Source organism: Serinicoccus hydrothermalis (genome assembly GCF_001685415.1).
Classification (GTDB): Bacteria; Actinomycetota; Actinomycetes; order Actinomycetales; family Dermatophilaceae; genus Ornithinicoccus; species Ornithinicoccus hydrothermalis.
In genome coordinates this window covers 52,345-64,962 of record NZ_CP014989.1, presented here as the reverse complement: position 1 = coordinate 64,962, position 12,618 = coordinate 52,345, and the positions used below count along the sequence as shown (strand labels likewise).

Annotated in this window: 10 protein-coding genes and 1 tRNA gene; 5 read left to right on the top strand and 6 right to left on the bottom strand. The window is 73.6% G+C overall.

Annotated elements, in window-relative coordinates:
• Window positions 1-151: 151 nt before the first annotated feature.
• The 3 genes from SGUI_RS00280 to SGUI_RS00270 are packed head-to-tail and all read right to left on the bottom strand — an operon-like array spanning window position 152 to window position 2,874.
• Window positions 152-838: a fasciclin domain-containing protein gene (locus tag SGUI_RS00280; protein WP_066634785.1), complete on the bottom strand. Its 687-nt coding sequence runs from the start codon at window positions 836-838 to the stop codon at window positions 152-154.
• 28 nt (window positions 839-866) lie between these two features.
• Window positions 867-2,390: a molybdopterin-dependent oxidoreductase gene (locus SGUI_RS00275; protein WP_066634779.1), complete on the bottom strand. Its 1,524-nt coding sequence runs from the start codon at window positions 2,388-2,390 to the stop codon at window positions 867-869.
• A gap of 40 nt (window positions 2,391-2,430) precedes the next feature.
• Window positions 2,431-2,874 carry a GNAT family N-acetyltransferase gene (locus tag SGUI_RS00270; protein ID WP_066634777.1) on the bottom strand — a complete coding sequence of 148 codons (444 nt, stop codon included), beginning with the start codon at window positions 2,872-2,874 and terminating at the stop codon, window positions 2,431-2,433.
• A 144-nt stretch (window positions 2,875-3,018) separates the two neighbouring features.
• Here SGUI_RS00270 and aceB point away from each other — a divergent pair, with 144 nt between their 5' ends.
• The 4 genes from aceB (at window position 3,019) to SGUI_RS00250 (ending at window position 8,855) form a co-directional block, all read left to right on the top strand.
• On the top strand, window positions 3,019-4,638 hold the full coding sequence (gene aceB, locus SGUI_RS00265; RefSeq protein ID WP_066634770.1) for a malate synthase A: 1,620 nt from the start codon (window positions 3,019-3,021) through the stop codon (window positions 4,636-4,638).
• Between the two features lie 67 nt (window positions 4,639-4,705).
• Complete coding sequence (locus SGUI_RS00260) at window positions 4,706-6,178, top strand: FAD-linked oxidase C-terminal domain-containing protein (protein ID WP_066634767.1); 1,473 nt, start codon at window positions 4,706-4,708, stop codon at window positions 6,176-6,178.
• Window positions 6,178-7,482 carry an FAD-binding oxidoreductase gene (locus SGUI_RS00255; RefSeq protein WP_066634762.1) on the top strand — a complete coding sequence of 435 codons (1,305 nt, stop codon included), beginning with the start codon at window positions 6,178-6,180 and terminating at the stop codon, window positions 7,480-7,482. The genes SGUI_RS00260 and SGUI_RS00255 overlap by 1 nt, the downstream gene beginning before the upstream one ends.
• Window positions 7,482-8,855, top strand: coding sequence for a (Fe-S)-binding protein (locus SGUI_RS00250; protein WP_237141405.1), 1,374 nt, complete (start codon window positions 7,482-7,484; stop codon window positions 8,853-8,855). Before SGUI_RS00255 ends, SGUI_RS00250 begins: the two co-directional genes overlap by 1 nt.
• Window positions 8,856-8,876: 21 nt before the next feature.
• Here SGUI_RS00250 and SGUI_RS00245 read toward each other — a convergent pair whose 3' ends face one another.
• On the bottom strand, window positions 8,877-10,676 hold the full coding sequence (locus SGUI_RS00245) for an L-lactate permease (RefSeq protein ID WP_066634761.1): 1,800 nt from the start codon (window positions 10,674-10,676) through the stop codon (window positions 8,877-8,879).
• A gap of 133 nt (window positions 10,677-10,809) precedes the next feature.
• On the opposite strand from SGUI_RS00245, the gene SGUI_RS18320 reads away from it, so the two are divergent.
• Entirely contained in the window at window positions 10,810-11,205 is a 396-nt protein-coding gene (locus SGUI_RS18320) for a type II toxin-antitoxin system PemK/MazF family toxin (RefSeq protein ID WP_066634756.1), read from the top strand.
• A 9-nt stretch (window positions 11,206-11,214) separates the two neighbouring features.
• Here SGUI_RS18320 and SGUI_RS00235 read toward each other — a convergent pair whose 3' ends face one another.
• Together SGUI_RS00235 and SGUI_RS00230 are read right to left on the bottom strand one after the other, a co-directional pair.
• The gene (locus tag SGUI_RS00235) at window positions 11,215-12,429 is read right to left on the bottom strand and encodes an MFS transporter (protein WP_066634748.1); all 1,215 of its coding nucleotides are present in this window, start codon (window positions 12,427-12,429) and stop codon (window positions 11,215-11,217) included.
• A 60-nt stretch (window positions 12,430-12,489) separates the two neighbouring features.
• Window positions 12,490-12,562 (bottom strand) — tRNA-Ala (locus SGUI_RS00230).
• Window positions 12,563-12,618 lie beyond the last annotated feature (56 nt).

The following is a 12,618-nucleotide window of genomic DNA, read 5'->3' as shown; positions in this document are numbered from 1 at the left end:
CCTCCAGTCTCCCATGCCGGGCACGCCGGACCGGCCAGGGCGACAGAGGCGCGCGCCCGGGCTCCCGACGGAAGGGACGGGGCCCGGACGCGCGTCTCGCAGAGGCGCCGCCGCGGGTGGTCTCTTCCCGCGGCGGCGCCGGTCTTGGGGGTCAGCCCTGCGGCATCAGCACACCGTCGATGAGGTAGACGGTGGCGTTGGCGGTCTGGACGCCGCCGCAGATGACGGAGGCGTCGTTGACCATGAGGTCGTCACCGGATCCGGTCACCTCGAGGGTCTCGCCCTGGGCGGTGGTCTGCTCGCCGACGACCTCGTCCGGGGTCATCTGGCCCGGGACGACGTGGTAGGTGAGGATCGAGGTCAGCAGCTCGCTGTCCTCGGCCAGGGTGCCCATCGTCTCGTCGTCGATGGCCTCGAAGGCCTCGTCGACGGGCGCGAACACCGTGAACTCGTCACCGTTGAGGGTGTCGACGAGGTTGACGTCCGGGTTGACCTCGCCGGAGACGGCCGCGGTCAGCTGGGTGAGCAGCGGGTTGTTGCTCGCGGCGACCGCGACCGGGTCCTGGGCCATGCCCTCGACCGAGCCGGCGCCGTCCGGCACCATCGCGGCGTAGTCCTCGCAGCCGGGCCCGACCAGGTTGGCGGCCGGGTCCATCGCCATGTCGTCCTCGGTGGCCATCTCGTCGTCGGCCATGTCGTCCTCAGAGGCCATGTCCTCGCTGGCGCTCTCAGCAGCGGCGCCGGCGTCGTCCGACATGTCCTCTCCCCCACCGCCACAGGCGGACAGGGCCAGCATCGAGGCCATCGAGACGGCAAGGATTCCCTTGGAGATACGCATCGTGCATTCCTTTCTGATGGGTCGGTGGTCAGCTGACGGTGACCGTCGTGCTGTGCCACCCGGTTGACCCGTCAGGAGCGATGGGCTCCCGCCGGGAGGTCTGTACCTTTCCCGCGCGATCGGTCGCGCGGACCTCGAGCCGGTGGTTCCCCGGCTCGGCCGGCCACACCCAGCGCCAGGCGCGCCAGGTCTGGTCGGAGTCCTCGACGCCCAGCTCGGCGTCGTGCCACTCCCCCTCGTCGACGCGGACCTCGACCCGCTCGACGCCCACGGTCTGCGCCCAGGCGACCCCCGCGACGGTCACGTCCCCCGCGTCCAGCTGGGCGAAGGAGCCGGGCACGTCGATCCGGGAGGAGAGCTTGATCGGGGCCTTCGCGGCATACCCGCGGTCGGTCCAGTAGGCGGTGAAGTCCTCGAAGCGCGTCACCTCCAGCTCGGTCAGCCACTTGGTGGCGGACACGTAGCCGTAGAGGCCGGGCGTCACCATCCGCACGGGGTAGCCGTGCTCGGCCGGCAGCGGACCGCCGTTCATCCCGAGCGCGACGAGGGCGCCGCGGTCGTCGGTCAGCACCCCGAGCGGGGTGCCGGCGGTGAAGCCGTCGGTGCTCACCGAGCGGACCGCGTCGGCGCCGTCCTGCACGCCGGCCCCGGCGAGCAGCTCACGCGTCGGTATGCCTATCCAGGTCGCCGTGCCGAGCAGGTCACCACCGACCGGGTTGCTCACGCACGTCATGGTGATGCGGCGCTCGACGAGGTCGCGCTCCAGCAGGTCACCGACGGTGAGCTCCAGCGGGCGGTCGACCATCCCGGTGATGCGCAGGACGTGGTCGCGTGCGTCCACCTGGGGCACCTGCAGCGCCGTGTCGACGCGGTAGAAGTCCTCGGTGGGCGTGACGTGCGGCGTGAGGCCGTCCACGTCGAAGCTCACCCCGGAGGGCACCGGGTCCGCCGACGTGGCCGGCTGCGGCAGGTCGAGCGACTGCGGCCCGGCGGAACGGTCCCCGACCGTCCGCGCCGCAGCGCCGACCGCGCCCACGGCGGCCACCCCCGAGGCGGCGGCCAGCACGCTGCGCCGGCGCGGACCGGTGTCCCGTGCCGGGGCCTGCAGCGAGGACAGCATCCACGCCAGTCCCCCCAGGCCCACTCCCAGCATCACGGCGACGCACGCCACGACCTCCCACGACCCGGCCCCCTGCGCCGGGTCGAGGAGCATCGCGGCGGCGGCGAGCGCGATGAGGACGGTCAGCCCGGTGAGCGCCGCCGCGCGGTGGCGCACACCGACCACCCCGAGGGCGGCGAGCGCGACCGCGAGGACGACGAGCACCCCGGAGAGCAGCACGAGCTTGTCCGCGCTGCCGAAGGTCTCGATGGCCCATTCCTTGACCGGGCGGGGGGTCAGGTCGACCACCCGGTTGCCGACGGCCACGACCGGTCCGGTGACCCCCAGGACCGACGCCAGCCCCTCGCCGGCGAGCACACCGGCGGCCCCGGCGAGCAGGCCGGAGCCGGCTCCGGCCGCGCGGGCCGTCCGGCGGGTGCGTGTCGTGGTCATGCCCAGGGTTCGGCCCTAGGCACCCCGGTGGATGTGTGAGCTAGGTCACAGACGAGGTGCTGAGCTGCACGTAGGCGCGCAGCTGGCCGTCCGCGTGGTCGCGGATCTCGGTCCACCCCAGCGCCTCGTAGAAGGCGCGCTGGCGGGGCTCGTCCTCGGTGAGCAGCACCTTCTGGCGGCACCGGTCGAAGGGTTCCAGGGCGGCGACCACCAGGGCACGCCCCACGCCCTCGCGCTGCAGCTCGGGACGGACGAGGACGTCCTGCAGGTAGGCGATGCTCGCCCCGTCCGAGATGACCCGGGCCAGACCGAGGAGGTCATCGCCGTAGCGAGCGGTGACGACCCGTGTGGAGCCGGCGATCGCCGCCTCGAGAGCCTCGGGGTCCGTGGTGTAGGCGGACCACCCGACGGCGTCGTACAGGCCCAGCAGCTCTGCACGCTCCGGTCGGTCATCGGCGGTGATGACGATCTCGTGCCCGGTCACGCCTCGAGACTAGGGGAGGCCGGGGGCCCCTGCCACAGGTGGCGGCACCCCCACGCACCCCGTAGATATCTTCACGTCAAGACGATACGCTGTCTTCCGTCCAGTGGATATCTCTTTCCTTCAGACGGAATGCCGAGGAGTCTCATGGCCCGCACCGATGCGCCCATCACCCTGGATCTGCCCGAGGGGGTGCAGGTCACCGGTGAGCTGCGGCCCGGCTACGAGGAGATCCTCACCCGCACCGCGCTGGAGCTGGTCGCCGACCTGCACCGCGCGCTGGAGCCGCGGCGTCAGCAATGCCTGGCCGCGCGCGCGGACGTCGTGCGCCGCGTGGCCGAGGGCGAGGACCTGGACTTCCTGGCCGACACCGAGCAGATCCGCTCCGACGACTCCTGGCAGGTCGCTGAGCCCGCACCGGGCCTCGTCGACCGCCGGGTCGAGATGACCGGCCCCACCGACCGCAAGATGACGATCAACGCCATGAACTCCGGCGCCCGGGTGTGGCTGGCCGACCAGGAGGACGCCAACACCCCGCTGTGGGAGAACGTCGTGGAGGGGCAGCGCAACCTGCGCGACGCGATCAGCGGCACGATCGCCTTCACCTCCCCCGAGGGCAAGGAGTACGCCCTCACCACGACCGACCAGCAGCAGCTGCCGACGATCGTCATGCGCCCGCGCGGGTGGCACCTCGACGAGAAGCACGTCACGGTCGACGGGGAGCGGGTGGCCGGCGGCCTGGTGGACGTCGCCCTCTACCTCTGCGCCAGCGCCCAGCTGCAGCTGGACGCCGGCAAGGGACCCTACTTCTACCTGCCGAAGATGGAGCACCACCTGGAGGCGCGACTCTGGAACGACGCCTTCGTCCTCGCGCAGGACGCGCTCGGCATACCCCAGGGCACCATCCGGGCCACCTGCCTCATCGAGACCTACCCCGCGGCCTTCCAGATGGAGGAGATCCTCTACGAGCTGCGCGAGCACTCGGCCGGGCTCAACGCCGGCCGGTGGGACTACCTCTTCAGCGTCATCAAGACCTACCGCACCCGGGGCGCCGACTTCGTGCTCCCCGACCGGGCCTCGGTCACCATGACCGCGCCCTTCATGCGCGCCTACACCGAGCTGCTCGTGCGGACCTGCCACCGGCGCGGCGCGCACGCGATCGGGGGCATGTCGGCCTTCGTCCCGGCCAAGGACGAGGAGGTCAACGCCGCGGCCTACGAGAAGGTGCGCACCGACAAGGAGCGGGAGGCCAAGGACGGCTTCGACGGGTCGTGGGTGGCCCACCCGGCCATGGTCCCCACCTGCCGGGAGGTCTTCGACGCCGTCCTCGGCGACCGGCCCAACCAGCTGGACCGCACCCGCGAGGACGTCGACGTCTCGGCCGCCGACCTGCTCGCGGTCGCGGACACGCCGGGCGAGGTCACCGAGCAGGGGCTGCGCGCCAACATCGAGGTGGCCATCGCCTACCTCTCGGTCTGGCTGACCGGCCGCGGGGCCGTCGCCATCCACAACCTCATGGAGGACGCCGCCACCGCGGAGATCAGCCGCAGCCAGGTGTGGCAGTGGCTGCACCAGGGCGTCACCCTGGCCGACACCGGCGAGCAGGTCACCCGCGAGCTGGTCCAGCGGCTCACCGACGAGGTCCTCGCCACGATGGACGGCGGCCCGGAGCAGTACCGCGACGCGACCGACCTCTTCCTCGAGGTGGCCGTCGCCGAGGACTTCGCCGACTTCCTCACCGTGCCCGCCTACGAGACCATGCCCTGAGACCGTCACCGGCCCGGGCTAGGGTGAGGCGAGGGTCCCGCGCGGGGCCCGCACGAGGAGGGCGGCGATGACGCAGCAGACCAGCCAGGCGATGGACGACCTCCTCACGGACCTGCGCGCCGCCCTGCCGCCGCACACCCTCGTCACCGACCCGACCGAGCGCGACACGTATGCCTGCGACGGGCTCGCGGCATACCGCGTGCGCCCGGGGCTGGTCGTCCTCGTCGACACGGCCGAGCAGGTGGCCGCCACGGTCCGCGCCTGCGCCCGGCACCACGTGCCCTTCGTCGCCCGCGGCTCCGGCACCGGCCTGTCCGGGGGCGCCCTGCCGCACGCCGACGGGGTGCTCGTCGTCACCAGCCGGCTGCGCACCCTGCACGAGGTCCGCCCGCAGGACCAGCGCGCCGTCGCCGACCCCGGCGTCATCAACCTCCAGGTGAGCAAGGCCGCGAACCCGCACGGCTACTACTTCGCCCCCGACCCGAGCAGCCAGCAGATCTGCTCCATCGGCGGCAACGTCGCGGAGAACTCCGGCGGCGCGCACTGCCTCAAGTACGGCTTCACCGCCGGGCACGTCCTGTCGCTCGAGGTGGTGACCCCGGACGGCGAGCAGGTCACGCTCGGCACCGAGGCGCCGGACGCCCCCGGCTACGACCTGCTCGGCGCCTTCGTCGGGAGCGAGGGCACCCTCGGCATCGCCACCCGGGCCACCCTGCGCCTGACCCGCATGCCGGAGGACGTGCGCACCTGCCTGGCCGGCTTCGCCAGCACCGACGAGGCCGGGTCGGCGACCAGCGCGATCATCGCCGCCGGCGTCGTGCCCGCGGCCATCGAGATCATGGACGCGCTCGCCATCGAGGCGGCCGAGAAGGCCGTCTCCTGCGGCTACCCCGAAGGTGCGGGCGCCGTGCTGGTGATCGAGCTCGACGGCCCCGAGGTCGAGGTCGCCCACGAGCTGGAGCGGGTGCGGCAGCTCTGCGACGAGCACGGCTGCTCGGAGTTCCGCGCCGCGACCGACGCCGCGGAGCGCGCCGAGATCTGGAAGGGCCGCAAGTCCGCCTTCGCCGCCGTGGGCCGGATCTCCCCCGACTACATCGTGCAGGACGGCGTCGTCCCGCGGACCTCGCTGCCGGACGTACTGCGCGAGATGGGCCGAATCTCCCGCGAGCGCGGTGTCCGCGTCGCCAACGTCTTCCACGCCGGCGACGGCAACCTGCACCCGCTCGTGCTCTTCGACGCCTCCCAGAACGGGGCGACCGAGCGCGCCGAGGAGGTCTCCGGGATGATCCTCGACCTGTGCATCGAGCACGGCGGGTCGATCACCGGCGAGCACGGCGTCGGCGCGGACAAGGCGCGCTACATGCCGCGCATGTTCAGCGAGGAGGACCTCGACACGATGCAGCTCGTGCGCTGCGCCTTCGACCCGGCGCACCTGGCCAACCCGGGCAAGATCTACCCCACGCCCCGGATGTGCGGGGAGCGTCCCCGCGTCGTCCACGCCGCCGACGAGCCCGTCGTCGCCGGGGCCGAGGTCTTCTGATGGCGGTGGTGGATCTCCTGTCCGGAGCCTGCGCCGTCCGGCCGGCGGAGGACGCCGACGCGGTGGACGGGGTGCCCGCTCAGGCCGTGGCCCGCCCCGCCGACGCGCAGGAGACCTCGGCGCTGCTGCGCGCCTGCCACGACGCCGGGCTCGCCGTCGTCGTCCGCGGCCACGGCAGCAAGATCACCTGGGGCCGGGCGCCCGAGCGGGTGGACGTCGTCCTCGAGACCGGCGGCATGGCCGGGCTGGTCGAGCACTCCCGCGGCGACCTGGTCGCCACCGCCGGTGCCGGTATGCCCCTGGACCGGCTGGGCGAACTGCTCGCCGAGGCCCGGCACCAGCTGGTCGTCGACGACCTCGCGGCGGGGCGCGGCGCCGACGGTGCGGGCTCGACCCTGGGCGGTGCGGTCGCCACCGGCATGTGCGGCCCGCGGCGGCTGTGGGCCGGGCCGGTGCGCGACCTCGTCATCGGCGTGCGGCTGGTGCTCGCCGACGGGACGGTCGCGCGCAGCGGCGGCAAGGTCGTCAAGAACGTCGCCGGCTACGACCTCGCCAAGCTGCTCACCGGCTCCTACGGCACGCTGGCCGTCATCACCGAGGTCACCGTGCGGCTCCACCCGGAGCCGCAGGAGGAGGTCTCGGTGCGCGCCCGGGTCTCCCCGGACCGGCTCGAGGCGACCCTGGCGCTGCTCGTCCGGTCCCAGCTGGCCCCGCACACCCTGGAGGTGTCGGCCGCCCCCGGCTCCGACCCCCTGGTCACGGTCGGCCTCGGCGGCTCCCCCGGGGGCACCCGGCAGCGGGCGGACGCCGTGGCGACCTCGCTCGCCTCCCCCGACCTCGCCGGCGGGTCGGTCGCGGTCGTGGACCCCGGCACTCCCGAGGACGAGCTGCCGTCCGGGCTCGCCGACGTCGACCAGCAGGACTCCCCCGCCGGGACGTCGACGACCCGGCCGGTGCTGGTGCGCACCACGGGCCGGCTGAGCGGCATACCCGAGCTGGTGCGGGTCGCCACCGACCAGGGCTTCGGCGTGACCGGCTCGGCCGGGGTGGGAGTGCTGCACGCGCGGCTGCCCGAGGAGACCCCGCCGGAGCAGGCGCACCACGCCCTGGAGCAGCTGCGGGCGACCAGCCTGCGGCTCGGCGGGTCGACCGTGGTCCTGGACGCACCCCCGGCGGTCAAGTCCGGCCTCGACGCCGAGGCCACCTGGGGGCCGGTGCCCGGGCTGGACCTCATGCGCCGGGTCAAGGCCGAGTTCGACCCCGGGCGCCTGCTGGCCCCGGGCCGCTTCGTGGGAGGACTGTGATGAGCTCCGGACGCAACATCCACCTGGGTATGCCCCGGGTCCGCGGCGCGAGCGGTGTGTCCGCGGTACTGGCCGAGCCTGCCTTCGACGCGCTGCGGCCGCCGAGCCCGGAGCTGCTCGACGACTGCGTGCACTGCGGCTTCTGCCTCACCACGTGCCCGACCTACCAGCTGTGGGGCGAGGAGATGGACAGCCCGCGCGGCCGCATCGACCAGATCCGGGCCGCCGCCGAGGGCGCGCCGCTCACGGCGGCGACGGTGGGCCACCTGGACGCCTGCCTGGGGTGCATGGCCTGCGTGACCAGCTGCCCCTCCGGCGTGCAGTACGACCGCATCCTGGAGACCACGCGGGCGCAGGTGGAGCGGCGCGTCACCCGGCCCCGCCGGGACCGGGCGCTGCGCTCGCTCATCTTCTCCCTCTTCCCCTACCCCGCCCGGCTGCGGGCGCTGCGCGGTCCGCTGCGCGCCGCCCAGCGCACCGGGGCGCTGGGTCTCGTGCGGCGCAGCGGCCTCGTGGGCCGGGTCAGCCCCGAGCTGGAGGTCATGCAGTCCCTGGCTCCCCCGCTCGGTCCCCGCGTCTCCGTGCCGGAGCGCACCCCGGCGGTCGGGACCCGGCGCGCGGTGGTCGGCATGCTCACCGGCTGCGTGCAGCGGGAGTTCTTCGGCGACGTCAACGCCGCGACCGCCCGGGTGCTCGCCGCCGAGGGGTGCGAGGTGATCGCGCCCGCGCGGCAGGGCTGCTGCGGCGCCCTCTCGGTCCACACCGGCCGCGAGGGGGAGGGCATGGCCTTCGCCCGCCGCCTCATCGACACCTTCGAGGAGTCGGGGGTCGAGACCGTGGTGGTCAACTCGGCGGGCTGCGGCTCGACGATGAAGGACTACGTGCACCTGCTGGCCGACGACCCGGCGTATGCCGACCGCGCCCGCGCGTTCAGCGAGCGGGTGCGCGACCTGGCCGAGTTCCTCCACGAGCTGGGCCCGGTCGCGCAGCGTCACCCGCTGGGCGGCGAGGGGGAGGCGGTCACCGTCGCCTACCACGACGCCTGCCACCTGCGGCACGCCCAGGGCGTGGTGAGCGCGCCGCGCGAGCTGCTGCGCGGCATACCGGGCGTGGACCTCGTCGAGATCCCCGACGGCGAGATCTGCTGCGGGTCCGCGGGGGTCTACAACATCCTCAACCCGGAACCGGCGACCGAGCTCGGCGACCGCAAGGCGGCCTCGATCCTGCGCACCGGGGCCGAGCTGCTCGTCACCGCCAACCCGGGCTGCCTCATGCAGATCACGCAGGCGCTGGAGCGGGCCGGGCGGGCGCTGCCCTTCGTGCACACCGCGACGCTGCTGGACGCCTCAATCCGGGGAGTGCCGGTGGGCTGACCCGGCGCCGCGCCGGGCCGCTCAGGTCGTCACGAGGGTGCGCGCGTCGCGGCGCCGCGCCCAGACGGCGAGGCCCACGAGCAGGGCGATGAGCGCCACGAGCTGCAGCAGGCCGAGGTTGAACCCGATGCCGTAGATCGCCAGGTAGCTCAGCGCGCCGGCGGCGAGGCAGTAGAAGGCCGTGACGAGCGCGGTCTTGCGGATGAGGTCGCCCTCCCGGCCGAGCAGACCCACCGTCGCCGAGGCGGCGACGATGTTGTGGATGGCCACCGGGTTGCCGCCGGCCCCGCCGACCGCCTGCGCGGCGACGACGCTCTCCGGCGGGACCCCGATCTGCTCGCCGGTCGCGAACTGGAACAGCGAGAAGGTGAGGTTGCTCACCGTGTTGGAGCCCGCGACGAAGGCGCCCAGCGCACCGATCCAGGGCGCGACCAGCGGCCAGTTGGACCCGGCCACCGCCGCGGCACCCTCGGCCAGCGTGACCGGCATCGAGGCGAGCCCGGAGTCGGTGAACTCGGCGCCCGAGCGGATGAGCAGCCGCACGAGCGGCACCGCGAAGAGCAGGGCGACGCCGGTGCCGAGGATCTGCCGGCCGGCGACCGACCAGGTCTCCCGGATCTGCTGCCCGCTCATCCGGTGCAGGGCGTAGGTCAGCAGGCAGGTGAGGATGAAGACCGTCCCGGGGCTGTAGAGCCACTGCCAGGTGGTCGAGATGCCGGTGCCGAGGATGTCGTTGAAGGGCAGGGTGACGACGGGGTTCTCCGAGCGCAGGGCGGCGGTGAGCGGCTCGATGAGACGCGTGGCCAGGAGCAGCACGGCGATGAGGACGTAGGGCATCCACGCGGTCACGATGCCCATGCGGCGGGTGTCGAGGTCGCCGAGGTGGTCGGTGTCGACGGTCCCCATCCAGCGCTCCTGCCAGCTCGAGCGCGGGCCGAAGTCGAAGGTGTCCTCCGGTCGTGGCATGAGGAAGCCGCGCGAGGAGGTGAACATCACCAGCGCCAGCCCCGCGAGTCCGCCGAGGAGCGAGGGGAACTCGGGGCCGAAGAAGCGCGCGACGAGCACCGAGGGGATGGTCATCGCGACCGAGGCGTAGAGGGCGAAGGGCCACACCTTCAGCCCCTCGGCGAAGCTGCGTCGCTCGCCGAAGAACCCGGTGAGGAAGACCGCGATGAGCAGCGGCACGAGCAGTCCGACGACCGCATGGATCGCCGCCACCTGGAAGCCGATCTCGGCGATGAGCCCGTCGTAGTCCAGACCCAGCTCGCCGGCGCGCTGCTCCACCCCGGCACCGCCCTGCAGGCCGGTGCCCACCCCCACGATGATCGGGGTGCCGACCGCCCCGAAGGAGACCGGCGTCGACTGGATGATGAGGCCGACCATGACCGCCGCCATCGCGGGGAAGCCCAGCGCCAGGAGCAGCGGGGCGACGACCGCGGCGGGGGTGCCGAAGCCCGAGGCGCCCTCGAGGAAGGACCCGAAGAGCCAGCCGATGATGATGGCCTGCACCCGGCGGTCCGGGGAGATCGCGGTGAACCCGGAGCGGATGGTGGCCATCGCCCCGCTGGAGATGACGGTCGCCAGGAGCAGTAGGGCGCCGAAGACGATGTAGAGCAGCGTGACCGCGATGATGAAGCCCTCGAGCGTCGCCGCGACGACGGCGGTGGGGCGCATCTGCCAGACCACGAGCGCGATGACGACAGTCACGGCATACCCCACCGGCATGGCCAGCTTCGCCGGCCACCGCAACCCGGCGAGGAGGACCCCCACGACGACGATCGGCGAGATCGCCAGCAGGCTCAGCACAGCCAGGTTGTCCACGTCGACACCTCTCCTCGCAGGGCGACGCCCCCTCCTCGGCACGCCGTCACCTGGGCGCACTGTAGCCCATGACCGACCCGTCGCGCTGGCGACGGGCCCGAGGCCGTCCGGATGCGCCGGTAGGGTGCGCACCATGGAGGACCGACCACGCCTCGGGTATGCCCCGGTGGCGGACGACCGGGCCGATCCAGGCGAGGTGGTCTGGGCCTGGGTGCCCTACGAGGAGGACGCCTCCCGGGGCAAGGACCGGCCGGTGCTGGTCATCGGGCGCGAGGGGCCGCGGCTGCTCGCGCTGCCGCTCACCGGCCAGGACCACGACCGGGACGCCGCTCAGGAGGCCGGGGCCGGGCGGCTGTGGACCGACATCGGCTCCGGTGCCTGGGACGAGCGACGCCGACCCAGCGAGGCCCGGGTCAACCGCCTCCTGCGGCTGGACCGGGAGGCCGTGCGGCGGACCGGCGCACAGCTCGACGAGGCCGTCTTCGAGCGTGTCGTCGCCGAGGTCCGGGGGCACTACCCGGAGCTGTGAGCCGGGGCCTCAGCCCGACGCGGCCCTCCGGTGCCGGTCGATCCGACCGACCCGGTGCGCCACCCAGGCCGCGCCGAGCAGGCATACCGTCCCCGCGACGGTGCAGGCGACAGCGAGCGGGGCGAGGAAAGTCAGGCCCGAGAGCAGCAGCGGGGTGCCCGAGCCGCCGATGTCCCCGGCGAGACGGAACCCGCCGAGGTACTGCGCCCGGTCCCGGGCCGGGGCGGTGTCGGCGCCGAGGGTCATGACGATGCCCGAGCCCAGACCGTTGCCGACCGCCATGAGCAGGGCGAGGGCGGTGAAGGCGGTGACCCCGGAGCTCAGCGGGAGGAGGAGCACCCCGGCCCCGATGAGCAGCACCACGGTCACCGCGACGACCCTGCGCCCGAAGCGGTCCATGACCCAGCCGGCCGGGTAGAACAGCAGGATCTCCAGGAAGGCGGCGAGGCCGAAGACGAGCGAGGTCGTCGCGGCGGAGATGCCGATCGACTCGGCCCACAGGGGAAGCAGGGTGATCCGCAGGGCGCGGGCCCCGGAGATCACCACCACCGCGCTCCCGACGGAGGCGAGGGTGCGCCGGTGCCGCCAGATCACCGTCAGCACGCGGCCCGGGGCCGGTTCGTCCGCGCCACGGCTCCGCTCCACCCCGGCGGTGAGGTCGGGCGAGAGCCGGACGACGAGGGCCGCCAGGAGGGCCATCACCGCGGCGAGCCAGAAGACCGACGACACGTGGCCGGTGGCCCCGATGAGCACCCCGCCGAGGACCGGGCCGACGAAGCCCCCGATCCGGTGGCTCCCCCCGAGCGTGGACATCGCCCGGGCGCGCAGGTGCACCGGTGCCACGACGATGAGGAAGCCCTGCCGCGCCAGCAGGAAGACGCTCCACGCGCTCCCGCTCACCAGCACAGCCGCCGCGAGCACCCCCAGCGTCGGCGCGAGCGCGGCGACGGCCATGGTCACCGCGTCGACGAGTCCCGCCAGGATGAGCGCCCGGCGCTCGCCGATCCGAGCCACCAGCGCCCCTGCGGGCAACGACCCGAGCAGGCTGCCCAGCCCGAGCACCGCGACGACGAGGGCGGCCTGCCCGACGCTCGCGCCGAGGTCGCGCGCGTGCAGCGCGAGCACCGGGGTGACGGCGCCGAGGCCGACGGCGTTGACGACGCTGGGGGCGAAGGCCGGGAGCGCGATGTCCCGCAGCCGGAAGTGGCTGTCCTGCTGCGACACCGGCCCCTCCTCTCATGCGTGCGGGCCGGACACCTGATGGTGTCCGGCCCGCTCGTCCGGTGGAGCTGAGGGGATTCGAACCCCTGACCCCCTCCATGCCATGGAGGTGCGCTACCAACTGCGCCACAGCCCCGGGATGCCCCGTGAGGACTGGATCACTTTACCCAGCGGGCTCGGCAATCGCCAAAT